Raw genomic sequence first — 25,252 nt, forward strand, 5'->3', positions numbered from 1 at the left:
TCGACTGCTGGTTTAACTTATTTTTCTGGTTGACAACTATTCACTAAGACTTTAAGCTAAGGTAATGCAACACAAACAATTTTTTAAACTCAACTTTTGTTGAGAGACGGAATTTTAAAAGGATTTCCTTTTTTCGTTCGTCACTTGCCTTTTTGGCAGGTGGCGATTTTTATTTTTACAGGGGGGAAAAACATGCAACTTTTGAAGTATTCCATAATGGTCTTAATTGGTTCGATCTCATATGGTACATTATCCACGATGATCAAATTTGGATTCATGGATGGCCATTCTTCCGGAGAACTGGTCGGCAGTCAATACCTCGTCGGTTGGCTGATTGTCTCTGTGTTATTTCTTTTTTCGTTTAAATATAAAGTTTCATGGAAGAGTGCCGGATTACTATTAATCACGGGCATGATGTCCACTTTCGTCGGAAAGGCATATGCCGTTTCCGTATCCGAGCTTCCCGCTTCGATTGCCGTTGTCTTTTTATTTCAATTTACCTGGATAGGCGTCCTTATAGAAAGTTTCTTAAATAAAAGACGCCCGGATAAAAATAAACTCATTGCCATTTTCGTTCTCTTCATCGGTACATTATTGGCGGGGGCGATTTTTGGTCAGCCACTATCCGGTCTAAGCCTGAAAGGCGTATTGTTCGGATTATTGTCTGCGTTGCTCTTTGCACTGTATATGTACTGCAACTCTCAATTCGCAGTTGGGGAATCTTCAATGAAACGGTTGTTTTTCATTGCAACAGGTGCCATGCTGACTGCTGTATTCACGACTAACCCCGTCACACTTGTGACGAATCTTGTCCAAACGAACCTATGGTACTACGGTCTGCTCCTCGGCACATTGGGTGTTTTAGTTCCTTTCTTTTTCTTTGCAGTCAGTTTGCCGAAAGTGGGTGTCGGGCTTGGAACGATTCTTTGTGCAGCAGAGCTTCCTTCAGCAATGGTCGTTTCCGTCATCTTCTTGAATGAACAGGTTACGTCACTGCAATGGTTCGGGATGTGCTTGATCATTGTCGGCATCGCCTTGCCTGAGGGAATAAAGCATCTGCCGCGATTTCTTCCTGACAGAAAAAAAACGCTGCATGAAAAAAGGATTTCATAACATTATCCACCGGTTCGGATAAGAATAAGAAAGACCATTCCCGTTAGCGGAATGGTCTTCTTTTATATATTGTTTTTCCTTTTCTCCTTAAGCATCCAATTGTTGCACTTGAAATAGGTTGTAATAATGCCCTTGCTTTTTCATGAGTTCTTCGTGTGTTCCCATTTCCGTAATTTCCCCATTATCGATATGAACGATCCGGTCGGCATGGGTGATGGTCGATAACCGGTGTGCCACGATGATGGTGGTCCGGTTTTTCGCCAAAATATCCAGCGCCTCCTGGATATAGTGTTCACTTTCCAAATCCAATGCCGATGTGGCTTCGTCGAGAACAAGGATTGGCGGATTTTTCAAAAATACCCTCGCAATGGCCACCCGTTGTTTTTGGCCTCCGGATAATTTAACTCCCCGCTCCCCGACTTTCGTTTCATATCCTTCTTTTAGACCCATGATGAAGTCATGAGCATTCGCCGCCTTTGCCGCTTCAAATACTTCTTCATCGCTTGCATCAGGCCGGCCCATAAGGATATTGGCCTTAACCGATTCACTAAATAAGATATTATCCTGTAGAACCATTCCTATTTTATCTCTTAGGCTGCGGACTTGATATTTACGGATATCCGTCCCATCCAATAATACCCTTCCCTCCGTCACATCATAGAAACGGGAAATCAAACTGACGATCGAGGATTTCCCGCCTCCGCTCATCCCGACAAGTGCAATGGTTTCCCCTGGTTTAACATCCAAATTGATATGTTTTAAAACGGGTGCCTCTTTCTCGTCATAAGCAAACGATACATCCTGAAAGGTTATACCGCCATCCACATGCTTCAACTCTTTCGCCCCTGGTTCGTCATCGATATCATACTTCTCATCCACAAACTCAAAAACCCTGTCCATGGACGCCAATGTCTGGGTCATTGTCGTAGAAGAGTTAACTAAACGTCTGAGGGGATTATATAGCCGGTCTATGAAACCGACGAAAGCAACCATGGTACCCAGTGACAATTGGTCATGAATGACCTGATAACCGGCAAATCCTATCACGAGCAGGGGGGCAATATCCGTGATCGTATTCACGACAGCAAATGACTTAGCATTCCACCTCGTATGCTTTAGGGCCTTATCAAGGAAATTCTTGTTCTGCTTCGCAAACAATTCCTGTTCCCTGTCCTCTATCGCAAAGCTTTTGATGACTGACATCCCTGAAACCCGTTCATGTAGGTGACTCTGTACATCCGCCAACGCTTGGGACCGAATCCTTGTATAGGTTCTCAGCTTGCCGAAGAAATGCTTGATCGAAAATGCGTAAAATGGAAGCATGATGATGGATACAATGGTTAGCTTCACGTCCATCGTAAACATGATGACTATCACTATGATGATCGTTGCGATATCAAGCCAAAGGTTCATCAGACCCGTGATGACAAAGTTCTTCGTTTGTTCCACATCCGTGATCATCCTTGAAATGACCTCGCCCACTCTTGTATTGGAATAATATTTAAAACTCAGTTTCTGTATATGAGTAAATAAATCATTACGAATATCATATAAGATTTTCGTTCCGGTCCATTGAGCGAAATATTGACGGTAATACTCAATCGGCGGTCTGACTGCAACGAAAATGAATATCATGATGGCCATTGCCCATAAAAGGCGTTCGGACTTCACGGCTTTGGACAGGTCACCATTTCCGATGATGTCATCCACAATATACTTACTGAGCAATGGAAGCAAAAGCGGAATCGCGAACTTTAGCAATCCAATCAGTACCGTCCCGATTATCTGCCATTTATATGGTTTGACGAATTGCAAATATCTCTTAATACTCCCCACGGATTTCCTCCTTTTCTGAATCATTAAATCCAAATGATAAAAAAAGTCCATAACAGTCAATTTGGAATCTTATATCTTAAATACACCATTCAATTATATTTTCCTTTTCGATGATTAACTATCAAAAGGATTTCATTCACTAACTTTCATAACCATATATAGGAGGTTTAATGGTTCCTGCATTCTTGAAAGATTGAATCAGATGTGTAGGCACGATACATAATGAAAAAGCCTGCCAATTATGCAGCAGGCCTTTTCTATCATCGATAGGTTAAAAAGCGTTCATACCAACTATCAATAAATTCTGCGGAGAATGGTCCTTTTCGCTGGCGTATCATATAAATCAAATAGTCTACGTTCTGTTTCAATATTGAATCGATGGCATCCGGGTAATTCATTTCTTTCCGATGCCTTTCATATTCATCCTCATCCAGCAAATTAAACGTCATATCTGGGAATACTTTAATGTCCAGGTCATAGTCAATGTATTTCAATGCTCCCGATTCGTATGTGAACGGCGAACTGATATTGCAATAGTAATAAACCCCGTCCTCTCTCAACATACCAATAACATTAAACCAATACTTTGAATGAAAATAGCAAATCGCCGGCTCTCTCGTAATCCAGGTCCTTCCATCTGATTCCGTTACCATAGTACGGTCATTCGCTGCTATCACCAGATTTTGGGTCCCTTTTAAAACGGTCGTCTCTTCCCAGATACGATGGATATGTCCATTATGTTTATAGCTATGGATTTGGATTTTTCCTCCTTCGGCAGGAACAATCCCCATTTATCTCTCCCTACTTTCTATAGACACCCTGACAGCGTACTGTGCCCTATTCCGTTTGCAGTTGTTGTGTGTATTTAAAAATATATACTTTTTTCCATTTACCCTATATTCCTATATTATAGCGATTTATTCATAAATTTAAAACAAAAGTGGCTAATCTCCCAGTGAAAATGTGTAAATAAGTCGAAAAAGTCTGACCATCCACCCATTTTAACTAAGAAATTAGCCGGTTATTCATCGTATGGCAGCCTGTCCTTGCTGAAAATAACGGATGACTTCTTCCGTTTGCTTCTCGAACATATCATGGATACTTTTCAATTCCCGCTTTTTGAGTTGAATCTCTTCCTGAATGGTGTCTGCTTCACTCTCCTCTTCCAGGGCAAGGAGTTGCTTCTCTATATCTTGGCATCTTTCGATTTCGGATTGTAAAAGTAAAAGCTTATCCATCGTTTTCAACTGGTTGTTTATAAGCCGGTTAAATTCCTCCATGAATGCACCTTCCTAATCTGTATTTTTTCTATAATATGTATATTCTATTTTTATCCGTTTTTTCCTTTGACATAATATGTAAACACGAAGAAACATTTGTCGAATCCAATGAAAGTCAAAAAAAGCACCCTTCAAAAGAAGGATGCTTTTTATCGGCGATTAGCCTTGGCTTTTATTGCTTTGAGATTTTTGATTTTGTTGTTTCACTTCTTGAACGTTAGTTTCAGAAGCAAACTCTGTACCGAATTGACCTTGTGCTTGACCTTGGCCCTTTTTTTGCTGAGATTGCGCGTTTTGTTGTTTCACTTCTTGAACGTTAGTTTCAGAAGCAAACTCTGTACCGAATTGGCCTTGACCTTGTTGAGATTGAGCGTTTTGTTGTCTCACTTGTTGAACATCAGTACCTGCTTGTGATTTATTCATGTTTTTAGCCATTGATATCACCTCCACGATAATAAGATAACCATTATCCAGGAGTGTTATCCCACTAAAAACATTTAAATTTTTCCAGTTACATTAAACAAGCAATGAAATGCCTCCATCAACTATTACGGTTTGTCCACGAATCATACTGGCTCCGTCGGAAATTAAAAATAGGATGGTATTCACCATATCTTCCACCTCGACCATCCGTCCGGCCGGAGTCTGTTCTGCCGCCTCGGCAAGCATTTCATCCCGATTCGGGAAAGACTTCAGGGCATCTGTATCGATCACACCGCCTGAAACGGCATTGACACAAATATTTTTTTCAGCCAATTCGACCGCTAAATATCTTGTCAGGGCTTCAAGCGCAGCTTTGGAAACTCCAACAGCTGTATAATTTTTCAAATAGCGAATGGATCCAAGTGAACTGATGCTGACGATTTTCCCCCCGCCGTTCCTCTCCATTAATTTTGCCGCTTCCTGTGCACAGAAAAGAAGGGCCTTTGAATTGATGTCCATGGTCCAGTTCCAATGGGATTCCTCCAGCTCCATCAATGGACGCTGCACTCCTGAGGCCGCATTATTGATGAATATATCCAAACGTCCATAATAAGCATCGATTTCCTCAAACATGCTTTTCACTTTCGCAACGTCACCGACATTTGCCTTAACTACAAGGGCTTTACGCCCCAACGCTTCAATTTCGGCTGCCACTTCTAATGCTTTTGACTTGCTCCGGGCATAATTAATAACGAGGTCGTAACCTTCCTCCGCAAGTTTTATTGCCGTGCTTCTGCCTAAACCTTTACTGCTACCTGTAACGAGTGCCACTTTTTGTTCCATTCGTTTATTCATCCTTTCTGAGTAAACACCGAGTAATAAAAATCATTTTTTTAAGGAGTGTTACTGTTATGTATGTTGGACGTGATATGACAGAGTTGTCGATGATGAAAAAATCGGATTGGGAAAATAGTGAACTTGCCTATTTTCATCACTCCCTTCAACAAATGGTACCTTATTTAAACCAAGAAGGACAGAGTATCCATAGCGAAATCATCAAAGAAATTGAAAATAGAGGCGGACTTAACAGGCAGGAAGCCGATTATACTCATGGAACGAAAACCATTTACGATTGATTTTATACGGATATGACTTTGAAAATCAACAAAAGGAAGAGGATATCTTAGCAGATATCCTCTTTCATGCTACCCATTTCACTAGCGCCTTTTTTTAATCACATTTTTATTATAAGACGTTATAGCCATTGCGCAAATCAGGGCTGTCCCCAAAAATGTTAACGAATATAAAGAAGGTGAAAGGACATTACCGAATACCGTTTCATTCTGGAGTGCCCCTACTTGTTCCCATGCATTTTCAATATCCGGTTTATATCTGCTCGTTTTTATGGTCCCGACCATTATCATACTCCCAAAATATAAAGCATGAATGATGATTGAACCCATGAATGCTTGAATGACTATCCTCATTCCCCCGCCCCCTAACACCCTTATATTACCATATACTTGAAAAAAATCCTTTATTCAACATGTTCTTTCTCTTTATACGCCTTCATCATTTTTTGGTGGGAAACCGGAAATGCCAACTCCTCCATCTCTGCTTCACTCACCCACTTAAGTTGCTGTTCTCTTAGTGTCTCTTCACTGATGGCCTCTTTGACCGCTCCGATATATGTGTCCACTTTCCAAACGAGATGTGAGAAAACATGTTCAATTCTCACAAGTGATTCAGTGATTTCAGGTTTGACGCCATACATTTCCTGAAACCGACTCACGAAGAATTCCCGCTTATGCAAAAGGGATGAATGGTTTTCGAAGTTCGGATATTCCCAAAGATTTGCAAGCAACCCTTCTGATGCTCGCTTATGAATTAAATATTCACCTTTTTCATTCGTTAGAACAGCAGCTACAATTGGTACATCCCGTGTTTTTTTCTTTTGGGTTTTCACCGGCAATTCCGACTGAACCCCGGATTCAAATGCTAGACAATGACTTTGAACAGGACATAATAGGCAGGCAGGCTTACCTGGTGTGCAGATTAATGCACCAAGCTCCATCAAGGCTTGATTGAAGGCAGAGGTATGTTCATGATCGATCAGCTTTCTGACGGCAGCTTCGAATGTTTTTCTTGTCTTTGGCTTTGCTATGTCTTCATATATCATCAATATCCTTGATAAAACACGCATGACGTTTCCATCAACGGCTGGCTCAGGCTTGCCGTATGCGATACTAAGAATCGCACCAGCTGTATAAGGACCGACACCTTTCAATTTTGAAATTTCCGCGGGATCATCCGGTACGATTCCATTATAGGAAGCCTTCACTTCCTGAACGGCACTATGCAGATTCCTTACACGTGAGTAATATCCCAGCCCTTCCCATGCTTTTAGGATTTTCTCTTCATCGGCATTGGCAAAATCCTCGAGTGTTGGGAACCATTCCACAAATCGGTTGAAATAAGGAATCACCGTATCCACTCTCGTTTGCTGCAACATTATTTCAGAAACCCAAACACGGTATGGATCTTTATTTTTCCTCCATGGCAATTCTCGTTGTTCTTCGAGAAACCAGGAAACCAAATCTTTTTGAAATTCTTCGATTGTTATTTTTTCTATTGTGGGGATCGTTATTTCTTTCACATCAGTTCCTCCAAAGATGTTAAACTCTTATCAAAAATGGGAATACCTATAATAGGTCATTCTTTTTTTAATAGCATGTTCATATCCATTTATTTATAACGGGCACGGAAATAAGTAAAAATTTTATTCATTTGATGGTTAATATATAAATACGGTATGATGAAAGAAGATCATTTTTTTCAAATTGTGGCAGGGAGGTTAGTTTTTTGGATACAGGTACTCACTTTGTCATGGGAATTGCTCTTGGAGGTCTTGCCACATTAGATCCTGTCATTGCGCAGAGCCCAGTCACCGCAAGTGCAGTCATAGCAGGTACGATATTGGGATCACAAGCTCCAGACATTGACACCGTTTTAAAATTAAGGAATAACGCTGTATATATTCGAAATCACCGTGGAATCACGCATTCCATTCCCGCTGTATTACTTTGGCCCTTGATAATTAGTGGAGCACTTTTCGCCTTCATACCTGAAGCAAATTACCTTCATCTTTGGCTTTGGACCTTTTTAGCCGTATTCCTTCATGTATTCGTGGATATATTCAATGCTTATGGGACCCAGGCTCTTAGGCCAATTTCATCAAAATGGGTAGCTTTAGGAGTCATCAATACATTTGATCCGTTCATTTTTGGAATACATGTTGCCGGCTTGATATTATGGGGCTTTGGATTTCCTCCAGGCTATTTATTTCTTTCCATTTACGGAATACTCGTCATTTACTACATTTCCAGATTCAGGGAACAAGCTTTTATAAAGAAAGTGGTCAAACGGCAAATTCCTGGAGCAAGGAAAATTCTTTTATCACCGACCATGCGTTTTCACCGCTGGAAAATTGCGGTTATTACTGAAAAGAATTATTATGTGGCACGAGCCGATAATGGATATGTGACGATTCTTGATACGTTCGATCGAGTGCCCTTACCTGAAAGTGAAATTCTCGAAGCCGCCAAGAAGGATATCAACTTGGCAGCCTTTCTGTCCTTTTCTCCGGTTTACCGATTTGAAATTGAACAGATAAAAGAATATTATGAAGTCCGTTTCATCGATTTAAGATACAGAAGCAATGGATATTACCCGTTTGTGGCAGTGGTCCATTTAGACAGCGAATTGAATATCTTGAATTCTTATACCGGCTGGATTTTCAGCGAAGCGAAACTGCAGAAGAAATTGAATATTATTTTGTAGTCGCTGTATATTGAAAAATAGCTGATTCCAGGGCCCCCCCTGGAATCAGCTATTTTAATGCAGTCGATTCTGCTGATTTAATAACTGTCGGTATTTAGGATTCTTTGCAATGAATTCGTGGAATTGCTCACCATAGTTATCAATCCAGGTCCTTACAACGCGCGATGTCATTTCTTCTCCGGCATATTCATGCCCAGCCTTTGCATAGGTCGCTTCGAAATCTTCCCATAATAATTCCACCCAAGTCAAAGCTTGCTCATACGTGATGTGATCATTTTTCTCAAGCAGTATCTTGGTTAACCTTTCATGGTAATCATTCATTTGAACCACCTCATTGCCAATATTTTTACAGAATGAACTATACTGTCCCATACCCATACTAGTTGTAAGCGGAAACGCTTCTTTCTTTAATCTGATGCTTGGAGGAGAAAAATTTGCGAAATAAACAAAAAGGATTCCCCAACCAAAACAATAATAAATTCCAAGGCGAGCCTCGTGCAAAGGCAAGATATGCTTCAAAGCGTGCAGATGGCAGTATTAATACACACCCTCAAGAAAGAATGAAAGCATCAAACGAGCGATCGAATTAACTCGTACACCAGAAGGAATCGGGTTTTCCCCGATTCCTTTTTTATTTCAGCATTGAAATCGGAAGTGCTTCTTCCTTTCCGCTACCACCTAAGCGGTAACCCCAGGCGAATACGCCGTTCATATAATCAATTTTGAAATAGACCCCGGGATCTCCGTCAATTTGATATATTTCACCTTTTTTGAAATCATCAGGATTTAACAAATAGGCCTTGGCCATCGTCACTTTTCGTTCCAATACAGAGTATTCATTAACCATTCCCAATTGCTCTGCTTTTCTCGCTTTTTCAGTCAACGCTGCAATTTCCTGTTGTAGTTCATAGGCGGACAACTTGCTGTATCTTACGTCACTCATATATATGACTCCTTAAATGAAATATTAATTTACTTCTATATTAAACAAAATTTAGTGATTTGGCTATCGATGCACTTAATCCGCATCTGAAAGGGAAAGAAAACGCTCAATCAATTCTATTGGAAAACCTTTTCGGTATAATGCCTGCTTCATTTTTTGTTCATATTCGAAGCCTTCATGGTTTTTATATCGGCGTTGCATTTTTTCGGCATGGTGGCAAAGAGAATCCCATTGTTCATCTTCATCCTTTTCAACCGTCACATCTTCAAGTGCTTCATGGATGACATCTCTAGGGAAACCTTTCCGTAACAAGGTTTGTTCAACTTTCAACCTTAAAGCTCGTTCGGAAATGTTTTTTTCCTTTTTGACCGCTTTTCCAGCAAGTTTCCTTGCATGTTCAATCTGAATATCATAGGGGTATTCCTTCAATGCCTCGATAACCAACTTTTCTTGCACCCCTTTTTCCTTAAGCTCGAGCTTAAGGGTAGTGGGCCCTTTATTACCTCCATTCACATGGGTCCGTACGTAAGCCTTGGCAAATTCAAGGTCATCTAAATAGTTAAAACTGTATAGTTTATGTATCGCTTCTTTAATGATCGGCTCTTCCGTCTCCTTCTTTTTTAAATAAAGGCGAATTTCCGATTCCGAGCGCATTCGGTATGATAAATAATTAATTGCATCGGTAAATGCTTTTTGGATTTCATCATGGAATTGTATTTCTGCCAAAAGCAGGTCATCAAGTTCCATACCCTTTTTCAAATGAAATTTCAATAGCACTTCTTCATCTACACTGAAGGCATATTTTTCGTCAACGAAAATGTTATAACGATCTTTACGTTTCTTTTGGGTTGTTATTTTTGTTATGTTTGGCATAAATCCACCCCCACCACTACTTTACCCCTTTACGTTTACCATTTCTATATATAGCATGTCTAAAAATGAAAAAAGAACATGGACATGTTAAAGTGAAGGAAAGAAAGGGAAAGGAAGTGGTTCTGATGAAAATAGCCATTGCTGGTGGAAGCGGTTTTGTCGGCACAGCCCTTATTGATGAATTATCAAAAGAAAATCATGATATATATATTTTGACCCGTCATCCCGAAAAATTTAAAAAACAGACTAATTTGACATATATTAGCTGGTTGGCCAAGGAGGCACAGCCGGAAAAGCACTTGGCGGGGCTAGATGTTTTCATTAACCTTGCTGGTGAATCCCTTAACAGCGGGCGTTGGACACCTGAACGAAAACGCCGGATTGTCGAAAGCCGGGTCGAAGCTTCCAAAGAGATGAACCGGATCATCTCCATGCTGCCCGATAAATTGTCCGTCATCATTAATGCAAGTGCAGTCGGATATTATGGTATTTCGGACGATGAGACCTTTACCGAAACCTCTGGATCCGTTGGTGATGATTTCTTGGCCCGTACTGTTCAACTATGGGAAAAGGAAGCGGCTAAATCACGCTCTTACAGTAATAGGTTGGTCCTAACAAGATTTGGGGTGATTCTTGGAGAAAAAGATGGCGCACTGCCAATGATGGTCCTCCCCTATAAACTATTCGGCGGAGGAAAGATGGGCAAAGGGAATCAGTGGCTTTCCTGGATTCATATCCATGACGTGGTCCGGGCAATCATCTTTTGCATGAACGATCAGCGGATAGAGGGTCCAGTCAATATTACGGCGCCGAACCCCGTTCAGATGGATACATTCGGGAAAACGATAGGAGCTGTCCTGCACCGGCCACATTGGTTACCCGTACCTCCCATCTTCCTCAAAAAATTGCTGGGGGAAATGAGCATACTTGTGCTTGAAGGACAAAATGTCCTTCCCACTAAACTTAAAGACGAAGGATTCACTTTCTCCTTTCCAATCCTTAAAGAAGCTTTACAAAATATCTTGAATGAAGATTCTCACGTATGAAAGGGTCATTTTAGGAAAAAATAGGGATATTAAGTGAAATGGAGATGATCTAATTGCTCAAAAAACACGATAAAGAGAAAAGTAACTTAACTAGTACCCAAGCGATTCTTTATGCTCGTGAATTTAAAAAAGCAGATCGAGCTGGCGGTTATACCGAGAAGAAATCCCGTCGTTAAGTTTGGAGTTTTTTTCCGTACATTTTGAATAGCCACCCAACACAAAATAAGCTGGAGATGATTAGTGAATTCATCTCCAGCTTATTTTTCATTCTAGGGAGGCGCTAACATGGGACGAAAAAGCATACACCATAATCGAGATAAGAACAAACAAAAACTTCCTCAGGTTCCTAAAAACCTAAAGAGTGACGGACTTGACGTTGAATATTCTTCCGAACTGGCTGACCAGGAAGACATCGAGGCACAAGCCCGGGCAAATGCAGCTGACCGCCGTGCTCATAATCGCCGTTAATAAGCATGATAACTCAAACCAAGGGGTTGTAAATCAGCCCCTTGTGTTTTCTTTATTTACATAGCTTATCCACACCCCTGTGTATATTGTGGATATATTCTGAAAATACTGATAAAATATAAGTACAATAACTCACTTTATTAACATGAAAATAATGTTATTTATGGATAACCCTGTGGGTTATGTGGATAAAGTGGATGTTATGCTACCCACGCTGTATTTTTGTTGTGGATAACTATTCTCTCTGCTTGATTTGTTCCACAGGATTATTATTTATATAATCATTCATCCATACGTCTCTTTATTAAATTTCTTCCTTCCAAGTATGATTGCAAGCCAAGCAATTCTAAATGACTTTTCCCCCTAACTTGTCAGTGGTTGCATCCGCTACTGACCCCTGCATTAAAGAAAGTTCCCTAAACTTTCTCCATTAACGTTTTCTTCTAACTGTTTACGAAGCATGAACTTTTGTATCTTCCCGCTTGCGTTACGAGGCAGCTCATTACAGAAGATATATCTTCTTGGACGTTTATAGTTTGCTAGCGTAACACTGTTTTTACACCAGGCTTCTAAATCGTTTTCCGCAAGCGTTGGGTCTTTGGCTACGATGAAGGCCGTCACCGTTTCCCCCCATTGATCATCCGGCTGACCAAGTACTGCACAGTCGAGAATTCCTTGATGCTCATATAGTGTATCTTCCACTTCACGTGGATAAATATTTTCCCCTCCAGAAATAATCATGTCGTCCACCCGGTCCTTGACCCACAGATATCCGTCTTCATCCAGGAAACCGATGTCACCGGAATGGTACCAGCCTTTGTAAAGCGCCTTTTCGGTCTCTCTATCTTTTTGAAAATACCCCTGCATGATACACGGACCCTTCACAAGAATTTCCCCTGTTTCCCCAGGTTCCAGCATATCCTCGGGATCCGATGGCCCTTCTTCATTCGGACGGGCAATGATTATTTCATGATCGGAACATGCCTTGCCGGCAGAACCCGCTTTTCTAATTTGGTCTTCCTCCAATAGGAGAGTGATGGCAGGACCCATTTCAGTCATTCCATAAGCTTGGATGAACTGGATGCCGAGTTTCTCCTGACAGGCACGTACAAGTGTTGGAGCCATCGGGGCTGCTCCATAAAGCCCAAGCCTCAAACTCTGGAATTTGTACTCATCCAAATTTTCCTGGAGGAGCATGTTCCACATCGTAGGTGCAGCAAAAAACTTGGTGATCCCTTCCGATTCAATCAGTTCCATGACCTTTTTGGGATTAAACTGATGCAATATGACATTTGCGGCACCAACCTGTATGCGAGGTAAAAAGGAACAGTGCAATTCGGCACAATGAAACATCGGTGCAGTAATCAAACCGATATCAGAGCGTTCATACTTCATGGCCTCAATTAAAATCTCGGCTTGTTTGACCATATCTTTATGAAGGTGAATGACCCCTTTTGGACGACCGGTTGTCCCGCTCGTATACATGATGGCATAAATATCATCTTCGTGAACGTCCACTTCATCTGGCTTTGATGAGATACTTGCCATCTTCTGGCGGTAACCTTTTGCATATCCAGGCACATTATCATCAATATACCAAAAAGCCGTTTCCGGAAATCGCTTTTCAACCGCGGCAACGTTCATTTCCAGTTCGTGTTCGAATAAAACGACCTTTGGAGCAGCATCGTTCAAGATGAAGGCCAACTCTTCCGGCATTAATCGGAAGTTGATCGGATTAAAGATTGCGCCGATTTTTGCACAGGCAAAGAATGCTGTTGCAAGCTCTTCATTGTTGTAAAGGTACGTAGAGACCCTGTCCCCTTTTCGCACCCCTTCCGCTTGGAGGGCCGCCGCCAACCTATTCACCTGCTCATTCCATTGAATGTACGTATAGCGGATATTTCTTCTCACGTCGTAGATAGCTTCTTTAATGGGAAATTTCTGAACCGTATGATCAAAGATATTTTTAATCGTTACTGACATATCATGTTCCTCCTCAAGTAACCACCATCAACAGGCAGAGTTCAGGCAAAGCCTGCCGATGGTCGGCTTCATCCCTTTTTCAGCTTTTACTTTCGTGCGAATTACGAATGTTCATAAATCGATAGTCCGGCTTCCGTTCAATCTTTCAATGATGGTTGCATTAGCCATGCCGTGGCCTTCACACATTGTTTGCAGCCCATAACGGCCGCCCGTCCTTTCTAACTCATGGATCATCGACACCATCAATCGGGCCCCGCTTCCGCCAAGAGGATGACCCAAGGCAATCGCCCCGCCATTTGGATTCAACTTTTGGGGGTCTGCCCCCGTTTCTTTTAGCCAGGCAATCGGTACAGGAGCGAAAGCTTCATTCACTTCAAAGATATCGATATCATCAATTGTAAGACCTGCTTTTTCCAAAGCTTTTTTGGTGGCGGGAATCGGTCCCGTAAGCATCAGGGTGGGATCTGACCCGACAACAACCCGTGTATGCACTTTAAAGCGCGGTTTCAATCCAAGTTCTTCGGCTTTACTGCGTTCCATCAATAATAAAACGGCAGCACCATCACTGATCTGACTGGAGTTCCCTGCATGGATTAAACCGCCTTCTTGAAAAACCGGTTTCAATCCAGCAAGTACTTCAAGCGTGGTTCCATCCCTTGGGCCTTGATCTTCCGTAACTTCGATTTGATTTCCTTCTTTATCAGTACCCGTTACTGATATCATTTCACGGGTAAAATGCCCTTCTTTTTGAGCGCGTATTGCCTTGGCATGGCTCTCAACGGAAAACTGATCACAATCTTCCCGTGTTATTCCCCACTTATCGGCGATTCTCTCAGCTGACAAACCTTGGTTGATCACCTCATACGAGTCCATATACTTTTGGCTTGTTCCAGCACCTTGATAATTAGACCCCATGGGAACTCGTGACATGTTCTCCACACCACCGGCCACTACGACATCCATATCACCTGACAAGATGGCCTGGGAAGCGAAATGGACTGCCTGCTGACTTGATCCGCATTGACGGTCGATCGTCGTTCCCGGCACTTCAATTGGAAATCCGGCAATCAGTGCAGCAACCCTTGCTATATCACCGGCCTGTTCGCCCGACTGTGAAACACAACCTAAAATGACATCATCGACAATAGCCGGATCGATGCCCGCCTTTTCAATCAGCTTCTTCAATACTTCCCCTGCCAGATCATCAGGGCGAACGTCTTTCAAGACACCGTTCCTTCTGCCAACTGGCGTGCGGATCCCTTCAACGATAACCACTTCCCGCATATACTCTCTCCCCTTCTCATCGTTTTATTATAGACCCAGATTCTTGGCGATGATTTTCTTCATGATTTCATTTGTCCCGGCATAGATGCTTGCTACGGGAACATCCCGATACCTTCTGGCAATCTTGTATTCCTCCATATATCCATAGCCGCCATGGAGCTGCATGCATTCAATGGATATTTTTCGGGCAGTCTCCGTCAAACGCCATTTTGCCATCGAAACTTCCATTACAACCTGTTCACCAGCCATATGTTTGGCGATCAATTGATCTAGGAAGGCACGCCCCATTTTGATTTCCGTTGCCATTTCCGCCATTTTGAATTGGGTATTTTGAAACTGACTTACGGATTTTCCGAACGCTTCCCTGCCCTTCACGTACTCAATCGTATCGGCCAGCATATCCTCAGATGCAGTTTGAGCACAAATCGCCACCACAAGGCGTTCCTGCTGCAATTTTTCCATTAAGTAAGTAAACCCCTTGCCTTCTTCACCAAGCAGGTTTTCCTTTGGAACACGGCAATCCTCGAAGATGAGTTCTGCTGTATCCTGACTGTGCAAGCCAAGTTTCTTCAGTTTTCTCCCCCTGGAAAATCCGGGTGTATCCCTTTCGACCACGACTAAGCTAACGCCTTTATGTTTCGGAACGGCACTTGGATCCGTTTTACAGGCAACGATGACCAAATCCGAATGAATGCCATTTGTGATGAATGTCTTTTGGCCATTTAATATGTAATGATCTCCATCCAAAATGGCAGTCGTTTTAATATTGGCCAAATCTGAACCTGTGTCAGGCTCTGTCATGGCAATGGCTGTAATGATTTCCCCTGTCGTGCATTTAGGAAGCCAACGCCGTTTCTGCGACTCATTTCCGTATGCGGAAATATACGGAACGGTGATGTCACTGTGAAGTCCGAAACCAATGAAACCAGAACCCACTCTTTCCAATTCTTCATTAATTATGACAGCAAAGCCCCAATCTACCCCGGAACCCCCATACTCTTCTCCAAGGTCCGGGCATAAAAAACCCTGTTCCCCCATTTTCACCCAAAATGACCGGGGAATGATTCTCTCTTCTTCCCACCGTTCATAGTTGGGAACTGCTTCTTTCTCTAAAAACTTTCGGAATGACTTACGGAAAATTTCATGATCTTCACTTAGGTATGGATGCTTCATCTGTTTTCTCTCCTCTCCATTTCCTTGCCGGAGGCTCTTTTTCCAGATTTACAATGGATTTCCCTGAAGGAATTAACAACTTACCTGGGTGCCATTCTAATGGCCCCATCAAGCCTGATGGTTTCCCCATTCAGCATTGGATTCGTTATGATGCTTTCCGTTAGTTTAGCGTACTCTTCGGGATACCCGAGCCTTGGTGGGAATGGCACGGTTTTACCTAATGACGTCCTGGCTTCTTCAGGCAATGAATCGAACATCGGAGTATGGAATAGACCGGGTGCAATCGATACGACACGTATCCCATTGGTGGCAAGCTCCCTTGCGATCGGGAGAGTCATGGCAACAATCCCCCCCTTAGAGGCACTATATGCGGCTTGTCCGATTTGTCCTTCAAAGGCAGCTACCGAAGCTGTATTGATAATGACCCCACGCTCCCCCTCTTGGTTCGGTTCATTTTCGACCATTTTTTCAGCCGCAAGCCGGATTACGTTAAACGTACCGATCAAATTGATCTGCACGACATTTGAGAACGCTTTCAATTCATGTATACCTTTTCTGCCTATGACCTTCTCTGCAATCGCAATGCCTGCACAGTTGATGACCGTATTGATGCTCCCGAATTTTTTCATTCCTTCATCCAATGCTACCGATACGCTTTCTTCACTAGTTACATCCGTTTTTATAAACAGCACTGAATCTCCCAATTCCCGCGCCATTTTAGCGCCGTTTTCTTCCGAGAGGTCAAATATGACCGCTTTTCCACCTTTTTTAATGATGTTTCTTACTGTTGCAGCTCCCAGACCAGAAGCCCCGCCTGTCACAACTGCAATGGTTTCTTGAATTTCCAAATTCCCACCCCATTTGTTTTCTAGAATATATATTCATCTCTTACTATCATCAAAACCTATTTTCAAGATTAATTACACCGCTTGCCTGTTTTATCGTTCACTTTCAAGTCATGTAGGGTTTCGGTAAAGCCTTTGATTACCTGTTCAAAATCTTGCTTTAATCCATCCAGCTCTTTAATGCGTTCATTAATTTCGTTTAATTTCTGTCCTGCAGTTTCAATCGTTTTTTCCAACTGCTTAATGCCTGTCCTATCCTTTTCGAATAGAAGGACTATATCCTTTATTTCCACTAACGAAAAACCATACTTCTTACCGCGCATTATGATTTTGAGCTGTGCATATTCTTTCTTTCCATAAACTCTTTTTCCCGTTTCGGTACGCTTTGGCCTAAGCATACCCAGTTCCTCATAATAACGGAGGGTCCTTGTCGTCAATCCGAATTCTTTTGCTAACTCAGAAATGGTGTACATGTAAAAACCACACTTTACAAAGGGATTATTTACCTTTATTCTAACATTGACGTAAACGTAAACTTCAATAAATATTCACAAAATTTATAATATATGAAACTATATGAAAGATTTAAATTGATATACTATAGGTATATTAATTAAAAGAAGGGAATGATCGACCAATGCTATGTTCAAGGATATTAGTTGCTTATGATGAATCTGAATTGGCACTTAAATCTTTAGAAAAAGCGATTGAATTAGCGAAGCTGGATCCCGCTATCGAAATCCAAGTGCTTCACGCTGTAACATTGCCAATCAAATCAAATATATATGGCAATGCATTTCAGGAAATTGAAGAATCCATGCTCAAGTATGGCAAGGAAGTGATTAAAAAAGCGGAGGAGCTTTTATCTGAAATCCCGAATTCATCCCAAACATTTGTCGTAGAGGGCTCAGCCATCACGACATTATTGGAACATGCAAAATCCCAGAATTGTGACCTTATCATCATGGGCAGCCGCGGATTGAGTGGTTTCAAGGAATTCCTTGGCAGTGTAAGCCACTACATCGTTCAACATTCCCCAGTGCCCGTCTTGTTGGTCAAATAAAATTCACGGCGGATATTATTGCCGGTCCTTCCATAAGCTGGGTTCCCCTTGGGAATCCAGCTTATTTATGCGTGCATGAAAACCAAGTAAAGCTTATCATGTTTTACAAACACTTCCGTTTACGGGTAAAATGAAACTAATTTTAAACGAGGATAACAGGTGACGCAATGGATATTAAACATTTGCAATACTTTATAGAAGTAACTAATTTCAATAGCTTCACTCGTGCTGCCGACCATTTATTCATTACCCAGCCGACCATCAGCAAGATGATTAAAAACCTGGAAACCGAGCTAGGTGTTGAGCTTTTTGACCGTTCACGCAAGCAACTGATCTTGACCGATGCAGGCAGGGTTGTCTTAGAGCAGGCAAAATTGATTGATAAGGCCTTTCACAATTTAGAAACGGAAATGGACAATTTATTAGGTTTAAAAAAGGGACATATACGCATCGGGCTGCCGCCGATCATTGACGCTTCTTTCTTCCCCCGGATTCTTAGCCGTTTTCACGAGGACTATCCCAATATTACCTTTCAATTAGTAGAGGATGGTTCAAAGAAGATAGAAGAATCCGTCCAAAATGACTTAATTGATATAGGAGTAATAGTCCTGCCAACCAACACCGCACATTTTCATCACTTTGCCTTTTTGGAAGAAGACATCAACTTGATTGTTCATCCCACCCATCCGCATGCATGTAAGGAAGAAATCGATTTGGCCGACCTGGAAAACGAATCTTTCATCTTATTCAATAAAGATTACGTCCTCCGAGATCTCATCATTTCATCCTGTAATGAAGCTGGTTTTTCTCCACATATTGTTACTGAAAGCTCACGCTGGGATTTTATTGAGGAAATGGTCTACTGTAAACTTGGCGTTGCTCTATTACCGGAAGGTTTATGCCGCCATGATGAGCGCGTAAAGACAATCAAGGTTAAAAACCCCTCCATCAGTTGGAATTTAGGATTTATATGGAGTAAGGACCATTACCTTTCATACGCTGCAAAAGAATGGCTGAAATATACGAAGGAAGCGCTGTCTCGTAAGTAGTGAATTATCTAGCATGATTGATGTAAGCACTATCATAGATTTAAGTTATGCACATGATAATATCTAACCATTTTACAAGGCGCTACGGCGAGGGTAGACTAGTAAAGTAAAATGCACGGTAAATGCTGATGGATCCAATATATTCTAAAAAGGAGATATTCATGATCACTTTATCTAGTGTAGATGAGTTACAGGCAACAGAAGCAGCTCTGGAGAAAATTAAATATTCTTACCCCGAACTATTTAATAAACTGCTCCATGTCGTTGCCTTAACACGGGCTCTTCAATTTAAATATCAATTTATGGGCACATTAATCATGGATGAAAACCCAAACGAATATACCCCTGAATTCGTTATGCCCTCCGTTATCGGATTATATATAGAGGAAGTTCAAAAGTTAAAGGATGATCCGAATATCCAGGTATTACTTCAGACCTTCTCCCATATTCAAAATATTGGTTATGCCAAAATCAGTATGCTCGTGCTCGGTAAAAGCCCTGAATCGCTTTTAGGCGCTTCATACATCAAATAAAGCACCCTGATAACCTGATATGCTCCAAAAAAAACCTCCCTTAATGGAAGGTTTTTTTCTTTATGTGTAATTAAAGCACTTTACTCAAAAAGGCTTTGGTTCTTTCCTGCTGGGGATTATTAAAAATCTCAATTGGAATGTTTTCTTCAATAATATAACCTTCGTCCATGAAAATCACGCGATCTCCAACTTCTTTTGCAAACCCCATCTCATGGGTCACAACTACCATGGTCATGCCTTCCTTAGCCAGTTGCTTCATGACCTCAAGAACTTCACCGACCATTTCCGGATCTAGAGCGGAAGTCGGCTCGTCGAATAACATGATTTTGGGCTCCATCGCCAACGCCCTGGCAATTGCGACACGTTGCTTTTGTCCCCCCGATAATGAATCCGGATATGCGTTCGCTTTCTCGGCAAGTCCCACTTTCTTAAGCAGTTCCATCCCTCTTTGGGAAGCCTGCTCTTTGGATATTTTGCGGACCTTTATAGGCGCAAGCATTATATTCTCAAGAACAGTCTTATGAGGAAATAAGTTAAAATGCTGAAATACCATGCCAACTTCCGTCCGGACTTTATTGATATTGACCTTCTTGTCTGTCGTATCAAGCCCTTCAATGAAAATATGGCCTCCCGTTATCGTTTCAAGTTGATTGATACACCTGAGGAAAGTGGATTTACCCGACCCAGAAGGACCAATCACCACGACTACTTCCCGAGGGGAAACGATTGCATTGATATTTTTCAATACCTCATTTTCGCCAAATGACTTCTTTAGATTCTCCACCTTGATCATTCTGTTTTCAACCTTCTTTCGAGTCTATTTAATACGAAACTTAAAATGAGGGTCAGGAATAAATAGATGAAGGCACACGCCAAGTATGGCTCCCACACTTTAAAGTATTGACTCCCCATCGCTTTCCCCCAATACATCAATTCCGGGGCAGCAATGACACAAAGCAGGGATGAATCCTTCAATAATACGATGAATTCATTTCCTAACGGAGGAATCATTCGTTTGAAAGCTTGGGGCAATACAACATGTATCATTGTTTGGGTATGGGTCATTCCCAATGAACGCGCCCCTTCCATTTGCCCTTTATCGATGGATTGAATGCCCGCCCGGAAAATTTCGGCAATGTATGCGGCTGCATTTAAAGATAAAGCAATGACACCGGCAGTTACTGCATTCGTTTCCCCAGTAAAAAAGGGCACAATTCCAAAATGGATTAAAAAGATTTGAACTAAAAGCGGTGTTCCGCGAAAAACCGTGACATAACAGTAAAATGGAAAGGCAAGCACTTTGTTTCTCATGATTTTCCCTAAACCGATCAATAACCCCAAAAAAGTTCCGATGAGGATGGAGGAAACCGACAGCCCTATTGTAAGCAACGTTCCTTTTAATAAGAAAGGAGCATATTCAAAAATAATATCCCAGCGAAAACTCATATTGTTTCCCTCCTAAGACCAAAAAAACTGCGTAACTTCACACGTAAAGTTACGCAATCTTTTACTATCCATTTGTTTTTATTGTTGTGCTTTCAACGTTTCAATATCTGGATCAGTACCAAACCACTCTTTATAGATTTCCGCATATTTCCCATTTTCATAAATGGCATTCACGGCTTTATCGAACTCAGATTTTAATTCACTGCCTTTTGGGAACATAAGTCCATAAAACTCCTCATTGAAGCTTTTACTATCTTCAACGACTTTCAGTTTTTGATCGGGGTTATTTTTCACATATTCTTCAACGACCGTATTATCAGCTACGACAGCCGAAGCTCCGCCTTTTAGTAATTCCTGAATGGCCAGGTTATTATTTTCGAATTTTTTGATATCCTTGTGATTCTTTCCAAGGAGTTTCTCTGTCGCTTCCTGTCCAGTAGTACCAGTCTGAACGGCAATGACATTTCCTTTCAATTCATCTCCTGATTTTATATCACTATTCTCAGGAACGAGAATCTTATTTGTGGATAAGAAATACGGAACAGAGAAGTCATAAGATTGTTTTCTTTCGTCATTCACTGTAATCGCAGATATGGCGACATCCGCTCTCTTACCTTCGATTTCAACAAAAATCGGATCCCAACCAACACTTTCCAATTTAACTTCATAACCCGCTTCTTTTGCAACGGCATTGATGAAATCAACATCGAATCCTACAATCTTATCCCCTTCAAGATATTCAAATGGAGCATAGTTGGCGTCCGTCACAATCCTCAGTGTTTTCCCATTGGACCCTTCTTCTTTACCAGTTGTCGAGACTTCCTTTTCCTTCCCGCATCCTGTCAAGACAAGTAACAAAGAAGCAACCATGACAAACACTAAAAAAGAAACCTTTTTCAAAATTATCCCCTCTTCTCTCTCGTAAACTCTATTTTTTGAAAAAAACAGATAAATCTAACTTAACAGAACTTTCAGTATATTCTTTTAAGAATATTATACGTTTATTTGTTTTTTTATGCAATAAAAAGCCGATAAATAACTTTAGTAAAATAAAAATTTAATCAATTAACTTGGTAAACCAAAAACGCAACTATGCTCTAATTGGGAAAGACGCATCCTTTTCCCCTTTACTCAAATTAATGGATATTATATTGAAAACAGTTAGCGCCATCTTTCAAAAGGTTTAATGGAACAAAAATAAGCAGCAGCCATATTAGCGTGGCCGCTGCTCGAATGATTATTATGGGACTTCCGTATTCCCCTCTTCAATATCCAACATATCCAACAGGAAGATGAAGATCGGTATTCCGATGATCAATCCCCATATCCCAAGGAAATGCTCGGAAAACAATAGGATGATGAAGGTGAAAAATGTTGGAAGATTTGTTTTTGCCGACATGAATTTCGGATTTAAAATATAGCTTTCAATTGCATGGATCACAACAATCATGATTAATACAGCAATCACTTTGGGCATGCCACCGATACTATAGGCAATCATGCTAAGTGGAATGAGGGAGATGATGACCCCTGCAACAGGAATCAAACCCAGGAAGAAAATCATGATCCCTAGACCGAGCAACTGCGGGAAGCCAAGAATCCATAAGAAAGTTACAGATAGGACGGCATTCGTGATGGCTATCAAGAACTGGACCTCAATCACCTTTCCGAATGAATTGATGAATTTGACGCCAAAGTGGCTTAAGTTTATAAAGAAAGATTTAAATTTGGCCCGCTTGAATTTAGAAGTGAAACGAATGATTTTATCTTTTTCCAATAAGAAAAATAGACTAAGCAACATGGAAATGAAAATTTGAAATGCCAGTTTACCGAAATCGGATATATAAAGATAGAGTGTATTCATCTGTGTTTGAAGATCGAGCGGAGATTTCAGCTCGTTCATTATATTAATGGCATATTGAATGACCCTGCTATCTGGTGGATGTTGAAAGAAGAAAACGATCTGTGTCACTAATTCCGTGAATTGTAGCGTAATGACCGGTAGATATTTATAAAGAACGATGACTAAACAAGAAATGACGACTACATATAAAAAGCTTATAACAACCTTGGGATTGATATGCATCACTTTATTCAGCCGAATCATGATAATTTGCTCCAGCCTTCCCATCAGGAAAGTGAAAACAAATGTGAATAACACGATATTAACCATACTACCGATGCTAATTAAAAAGAGGACTAACACAATTAATGTAATTAACCTTGAAAAACCTTCGCTTTGCAAATACTCTTTTACCACTTACCTATCTCCTAACTACCGTTCTGCCGTAATAATTCCTTTACCTTTTATTTTACACGGAATTGAGGAATTCTACTACAATTACCTTCCATTGACAACAAAATTATTTGAATGATCAGTAAAACGCCGTTAAGACCTTTTAGGAAAATCCAAGCTTTTATCCAAAGCCATTTCTGCATGAAAAAACATCTGCCAAACCGGCAGATGCTAATCTTCATCCTTCACATCGATATCTTCTGGAATGGGTTCGTTATAATAATCCGCCAATTCCTTCTTATACTTCTCCATCTGTTCAAGATGCATATTAAACTGATCTTTAAAAATCAAATGCTGCTCACCATCATAAACGGTGCGAATTTTATTTTGAACGATCAAACTTTCTATATAAGATTCCGGCATCGATAGATATTCCGCAGTCTCTTTTACTGTCAAGTACATGCTTCACCCCTTTTCCTCCTAACTATACTAGATATGAAGCATATTTTGAAGTGCTTGGTTTTTGATTTAAACCCCCTTTGCCTGAGGACGAAACCGGCATGCAACCTCCTCAGCTTAATCGAGTTTCGTCAATGGAACGATTTGTTCAAATAAACTTACAATCCCTTCCAAGAACATGTAAGATAATATTAAAGTAATATACCCATATATTTAGAGGAGTGGACAAAAATGACTTTCTTTTATGTCATTCTTGCGGCAATTTTTGCTGTTTTACTGGTCAATTTCGTTAAAGGACTAAGTGAACCAGCTAAATTAGAACGCTATCAAAATGAATTCCGTAAATACCATGCTGAAACTTTAGATCTGCATGCAACGGAAATCGTTTCAGAGGCATTGATAGAAAAGCTTAATCATGCACTGGATTTCAATTATATGGAGAAGGTCAATACTGAATTCCGCCTGAAGCATCCACGGTACTCACAGTTAAAGGTCAATCAGGCTTGGCGTGAATTGAAACGCTACTTGATCATGGCTGCAGTGTTTGGAAAAGTTGAAATGTTTAATTCAGTCATCGATGAGTTGTGGCACATCATGTTGAAATCCAGACGGGAATATGATGAGTTTTGCCAGGCTTTCATCGGTAGGACCATTCAGCACCATCCTCATTCAGAACCTGTTTTCAAACCCGATGAGCGCACTCTTTTCGACTTTTACTATGTTCAGCTATTTACCGTGGATTCCCATTCCATTCAAAAATGGGGAAAATTTTTCAAACATGATAAAGGGCAAACGCTTCTCCGTGATTTTGAAACGTTGGAACTGGAGCAGTTAAAAGAGAAATATATGAGGAAACCGACAAGTATGCAAGCGGAACGGACCTTTGAATCTTTCACTTCCCAATTTAAAGAAAATCGCCCCATGCCAGAATTGAATTGGCGGAAAACGTACGACCAGACGGACTATGCCGCTCCTGCCTATTTCACTTATGCAAGCACCGATGATTTTGACAGCGAATTTAAAGATATTTTCGGGAATGAAGCGAGCACAGTTTCCTCTGGATCCGGCCATGCCGATCATGGCGGTCATAACGGTTCCCATGACGGCAGTTCTGATTCCTCTTCAAGCTGTTCTTCATGCAGCTCTTGCTCGTCTTGAACTCCACAAGAAACGCTTGGTATGCCCAAGCGTTTCAGTTTTGTAGCGATGGGGCCTCTGCCTTGCCTTGTCCAATTGTCCATCTTTTTTTATCAATGGAAGCGTAAATTGATTGGTTTCGGGAAACCTTAGATAGTTTCTGAGTAACCGACCTTACAGGTGCATTGGACGCTCCGAGGAGGCTCCCGGACCGTCCGCGGA

31 protein-coding genes are annotated in these 25,252 nt (G+C 41.2%); 11 read left to right on the plus strand and 20 right to left on the minus strand.

Going from position 1 to position 25,252, the window contains the following annotated elements:
- Nucleotides 1–192 precede the first annotated feature (192 nt).
- Nucleotides 193–1,113 (plus strand): EamA family transporter, encoded by a 921-nt coding sequence (locus ACQKFG_RS16880; protein WP_192207880.1) that lies wholly within the window; start codon nucleotides 193–195, stop codon nucleotides 1,111–1,113.
- Between the two features lie 87 nt (nucleotides 1,114–1,200).
- Here ACQKFG_RS16880 and ACQKFG_RS16885 read toward each other — a convergent pair whose 3' ends face one another.
- From ACQKFG_RS16885 to fabL, 5 genes are all read right to left on the minus strand, one after another.
- Nucleotides 1,201–2,949 carry an ABC transporter ATP-binding protein gene (locus ACQKFG_RS16885; RefSeq protein WP_427560858.1) on the minus strand — a complete coding sequence of 583 codons (1,749 nt, stop codon included), beginning with the start codon at nucleotides 2,947–2,949 and terminating at the stop codon, nucleotides 1,201–1,203.
- A 260-nt stretch (nucleotides 2,950–3,209) separates the two neighbouring features.
- Nucleotides 3,210–3,740 carry a nucleoside tri-diphosphate phosphatase gene (gene ntdP, locus ACQKFG_RS16890; RefSeq protein WP_063234823.1) on the minus strand — a complete coding sequence of 177 codons (531 nt, stop codon included), beginning with the start codon at nucleotides 3,738–3,740 and terminating at the stop codon, nucleotides 3,210–3,212.
- Between the two features lie 234 nt (nucleotides 3,741–3,974).
- A complete protein-coding gene (locus ACQKFG_RS16895) occupies nucleotides 3,975–4,229 on the minus strand; it encodes a YgaB family protein (RefSeq protein WP_427560862.1) in 255 nt (84 codons plus the stop codon).
- Nucleotides 4,230–4,388: 159 nt separating this feature from the next.
- A complete protein-coding gene (locus tag ACQKFG_RS16900) occupies nucleotides 4,389–4,664 on the minus strand; it encodes a gamma-type small acid-soluble spore protein (RefSeq protein WP_192207877.1) in 276 nt (91 codons plus the stop codon).
- Nucleotides 4,665–4,745: 81 nt separating this feature from the next.
- Entirely contained in the window at nucleotides 4,746–5,495 is a 750-nt protein-coding gene (gene fabL, locus ACQKFG_RS16905; RefSeq protein WP_192207876.1) for an enoyl-[acyl-carrier-protein] reductase FabL, read from the minus strand.
- A 68-nt stretch (nucleotides 5,496–5,563) separates the two neighbouring features.
- Here fabL and ACQKFG_RS16910 point away from each other — a divergent pair, with 68 nt between their 5' ends.
- Nucleotides 5,564–5,788 (plus strand): hypothetical protein, encoded by a 225-nt coding sequence (locus tag ACQKFG_RS16910; RefSeq protein ID WP_192207875.1) that lies wholly within the window; start codon nucleotides 5,564–5,566, stop codon nucleotides 5,786–5,788.
- Between the two features lie 81 nt (nucleotides 5,789–5,869).
- On the opposite strand, the gene ACQKFG_RS16915 is transcribed toward ACQKFG_RS16910, so the two are convergent.
- The gene (locus tag ACQKFG_RS16915; RefSeq protein ID WP_192207874.1) at nucleotides 5,870–6,139 is read right to left on the minus strand and encodes a hypothetical protein; all 270 of its coding nucleotides are present in this window, start codon (nucleotides 6,137–6,139) and stop codon (nucleotides 5,870–5,872) included.
- Nucleotides 6,140–6,189: 50 nt separating this feature from the next.
- Nucleotides 6,190–7,308, minus strand: coding sequence for an A/G-specific adenine glycosylase (gene mutY, locus ACQKFG_RS16920; protein ID WP_427560867.1), 1,119 nt, complete (start codon nucleotides 7,306–7,308; stop codon nucleotides 6,190–6,192).
- Between the two features lie 206 nt (nucleotides 7,309–7,514).
- On the opposite strand from mutY, the gene ACQKFG_RS16925 reads away from it, so the two are divergent.
- A complete protein-coding gene (locus ACQKFG_RS16925) occupies nucleotides 7,515–8,492 on the plus strand; it encodes a metal-dependent hydrolase (RefSeq protein WP_192207872.1) in 978 nt (325 codons plus the stop codon).
- A 54-nt stretch (nucleotides 8,493–8,546) separates the two neighbouring features.
- Here ACQKFG_RS16925 and ACQKFG_RS16930 read toward each other — a convergent pair whose 3' ends face one another.
- The gene (locus ACQKFG_RS16930) at nucleotides 8,547–8,813 is read right to left on the minus strand and encodes a YfhJ family protein (protein ID WP_192207871.1); all 267 of its coding nucleotides are present in this window, start codon (nucleotides 8,811–8,813) and stop codon (nucleotides 8,547–8,549) included.
- A 113-nt stretch (nucleotides 8,814–8,926) separates the two neighbouring features.
- On the opposite strand from ACQKFG_RS16930, the gene ACQKFG_RS16935 reads away from it, so the two are divergent.
- Entirely contained in the window at nucleotides 8,927–9,082 is a 156-nt protein-coding gene (locus ACQKFG_RS16935; protein WP_034305387.1) for a small, acid-soluble spore protein K, read from the plus strand.
- A 41-nt stretch (nucleotides 9,083–9,123) separates the two neighbouring features.
- On the opposite strand, the gene ACQKFG_RS16940 is transcribed toward ACQKFG_RS16935, so the two are convergent.
- Nucleotides 9,124–9,435, minus strand: coding sequence for a YfhH family protein (locus ACQKFG_RS16940; protein ID WP_034305394.1), 312 nt, complete (start codon nucleotides 9,433–9,435; stop codon nucleotides 9,124–9,126).
- A gap of 75 nt (nucleotides 9,436–9,510) precedes the next feature.
- Nucleotides 9,511–10,308: a recombination regulator RecX gene (gene recX, locus ACQKFG_RS16945; RefSeq protein WP_349729704.1), complete on the minus strand. Its 798-nt coding sequence runs from the start codon at nucleotides 10,306–10,308 to the stop codon at nucleotides 9,511–9,513.
- 125 nt (nucleotides 10,309–10,433) lie between these two features.
- Here recX and ACQKFG_RS16950 point away from each other — a divergent pair, with 125 nt between their 5' ends.
- The 3 genes from ACQKFG_RS16950 to ACQKFG_RS16960 all read left to right on the plus strand — a co-directional run bounded on the left by ACQKFG_RS16950 (nucleotide 10,434) and on the right by ACQKFG_RS16960 (nucleotide 11,822).
- On the plus strand, nucleotides 10,434–11,354 hold the full coding sequence (locus ACQKFG_RS16950) for a TIGR01777 family oxidoreductase (protein WP_427561270.1): 921 nt from the start codon (nucleotides 10,434–10,436) through the stop codon (nucleotides 11,352–11,354).
- Between the two features lie 53 nt (nucleotides 11,355–11,407).
- On the plus strand, nucleotides 11,408–11,530 hold the full coding sequence (locus ACQKFG_RS16955; RefSeq protein WP_081088510.1) for a YfhE family protein: 123 nt from the start codon (nucleotides 11,408–11,410) through the stop codon (nucleotides 11,528–11,530).
- Nucleotides 11,531–11,639: 109 nt separating this feature from the next.
- The gene (locus ACQKFG_RS16960; RefSeq protein WP_192207869.1) at nucleotides 11,640–11,822 is read left to right on the plus strand and encodes a YfhD family protein; all 183 of its coding nucleotides are present in this window, start codon (nucleotides 11,640–11,642) and stop codon (nucleotides 11,820–11,822) included.
- Between the two features lie 402 nt (nucleotides 11,823–12,224).
- On the opposite strand, the gene ACQKFG_RS16965 is transcribed toward ACQKFG_RS16960, so the two are convergent.
- From ACQKFG_RS16965 to ACQKFG_RS16985, 5 genes are all read right to left on the minus strand, one after another.
- On the minus strand, nucleotides 12,225–13,805 hold the full coding sequence (locus tag ACQKFG_RS16965; RefSeq protein WP_427560873.1) for a fatty acid--CoA ligase: 1,581 nt from the start codon (nucleotides 13,803–13,805) through the stop codon (nucleotides 12,225–12,227).
- Between the two features lie 111 nt (nucleotides 13,806–13,916).
- The gene (locus ACQKFG_RS16970) at nucleotides 13,917–15,089 is read right to left on the minus strand and encodes a thiolase family protein (protein WP_427560876.1); all 1,173 of its coding nucleotides are present in this window, start codon (nucleotides 15,087–15,089) and stop codon (nucleotides 13,917–13,919) included.
- Nucleotides 15,090–15,116: 27 nt separating this feature from the next.
- Nucleotides 15,117–16,262: an acyl-CoA dehydrogenase family protein gene (locus tag ACQKFG_RS16975; protein ID WP_349729707.1), complete on the minus strand. Its 1,146-nt coding sequence runs from the start codon at nucleotides 16,260–16,262 to the stop codon at nucleotides 15,117–15,119.
- Nucleotides 16,263–16,342: 80 nt separating this feature from the next.
- Complete coding sequence (locus ACQKFG_RS16980) at nucleotides 16,343–17,110, minus strand: 3-hydroxyacyl-CoA dehydrogenase (RefSeq protein WP_427560880.1); 768 nt, start codon at nucleotides 17,108–17,110, stop codon at nucleotides 16,343–16,345.
- 68 nt (nucleotides 17,111–17,178) lie between these two features.
- A complete protein-coding gene (locus tag ACQKFG_RS16985; RefSeq protein ID WP_342615099.1) occupies nucleotides 17,179–17,580 on the minus strand; it encodes a MerR family transcriptional regulator in 402 nt (133 codons plus the stop codon).
- Between the two features lie 164 nt (nucleotides 17,581–17,744).
- Here ACQKFG_RS16985 and ACQKFG_RS16990 point away from each other — a divergent pair, with 164 nt between their 5' ends.
- From ACQKFG_RS16990 to ACQKFG_RS17000, 3 genes are all read left to right on the plus strand, one after another.
- The gene (locus ACQKFG_RS16990) at nucleotides 17,745–18,170 is read left to right on the plus strand and encodes a universal stress protein (protein WP_427560884.1); all 426 of its coding nucleotides are present in this window, start codon (nucleotides 17,745–17,747) and stop codon (nucleotides 18,168–18,170) included.
- A 167-nt stretch (nucleotides 18,171–18,337) separates the two neighbouring features.
- Nucleotides 18,338–19,219 (plus strand): cidABC operon transcriptional activator CidR, encoded by an 882-nt coding sequence (gene cidR, locus ACQKFG_RS16995; protein WP_192207862.1) that lies wholly within the window; start codon nucleotides 18,338–18,340, stop codon nucleotides 19,217–19,219.
- A 161-nt stretch (nucleotides 19,220–19,380) separates the two neighbouring features.
- Nucleotides 19,381–19,752 carry a hypothetical protein gene (locus tag ACQKFG_RS17000; protein WP_427560887.1) on the plus strand — a complete coding sequence of 124 codons (372 nt, stop codon included), beginning with the start codon at nucleotides 19,381–19,383 and terminating at the stop codon, nucleotides 19,750–19,752.
- 70 nt (nucleotides 19,753–19,822) lie between these two features.
- Here ACQKFG_RS17000 and ACQKFG_RS17005 read toward each other — a convergent pair whose 3' ends face one another.
- The 5 genes from ACQKFG_RS17005 to ACQKFG_RS17025 form a co-directional block, all read right to left on the minus strand.
- Nucleotides 19,823–20,545, minus strand: a complete 723-nt coding sequence (locus tag ACQKFG_RS17005) for an amino acid ABC transporter ATP-binding protein (RefSeq protein ID WP_192207860.1) — start codon at nucleotides 20,543–20,545, stop codon at nucleotides 19,823–19,825.
- The gene (locus ACQKFG_RS17010; RefSeq protein WP_061461716.1) at nucleotides 20,542–21,198 is read right to left on the minus strand and encodes an amino acid ABC transporter permease; all 657 of its coding nucleotides are present in this window, start codon (nucleotides 21,196–21,198) and stop codon (nucleotides 20,542–20,544) included. Before ACQKFG_RS17010 ends, ACQKFG_RS17005 begins: the two co-directional genes overlap by 4 nt.
- 78 nt (nucleotides 21,199–21,276) lie before the next feature.
- Complete coding sequence (locus ACQKFG_RS17015) at nucleotides 21,277–22,098, minus strand: basic amino acid ABC transporter substrate-binding protein (protein ID WP_427560892.1); 822 nt, start codon at nucleotides 22,096–22,098, stop codon at nucleotides 21,277–21,279.
- A 340-nt stretch (nucleotides 22,099–22,438) separates the two neighbouring features.
- A complete protein-coding gene (locus ACQKFG_RS17020) occupies nucleotides 22,439–23,458 on the minus strand; it encodes an AI-2E family transporter (RefSeq protein WP_228467614.1) in 1,020 nt (339 codons plus the stop codon).
- A 207-nt stretch (nucleotides 23,459–23,665) separates the two neighbouring features.
- On the minus strand, nucleotides 23,666–23,896 hold the full coding sequence (locus tag ACQKFG_RS17025) for an excisionase family DNA-binding protein (protein WP_260287907.1): 231 nt from the start codon (nucleotides 23,894–23,896) through the stop codon (nucleotides 23,666–23,668).
- 228 nt (nucleotides 23,897–24,124) lie between these two features.
- Here ACQKFG_RS17025 and ACQKFG_RS17030 point away from each other — a divergent pair, with 228 nt between their 5' ends.
- Entirely contained in the window at nucleotides 24,125–25,051 is a 927-nt protein-coding gene (locus ACQKFG_RS17030; RefSeq protein ID WP_427560897.1) for a hypothetical protein, read from the plus strand.
- The last annotated feature ends 201 nt before the right edge of the window (nucleotides 25,052–25,252 follow it).

The sequence above is a fragment of the Peribacillus sp. NPDC076916 genome (assembly GCF_050269675.1).
In the GTDB taxonomy this organism is placed as follows: domain Bacteria; phylum Bacillota; class Bacilli; order Bacillales; family DSM-1321; genus Peribacillus; species Peribacillus aracenensis.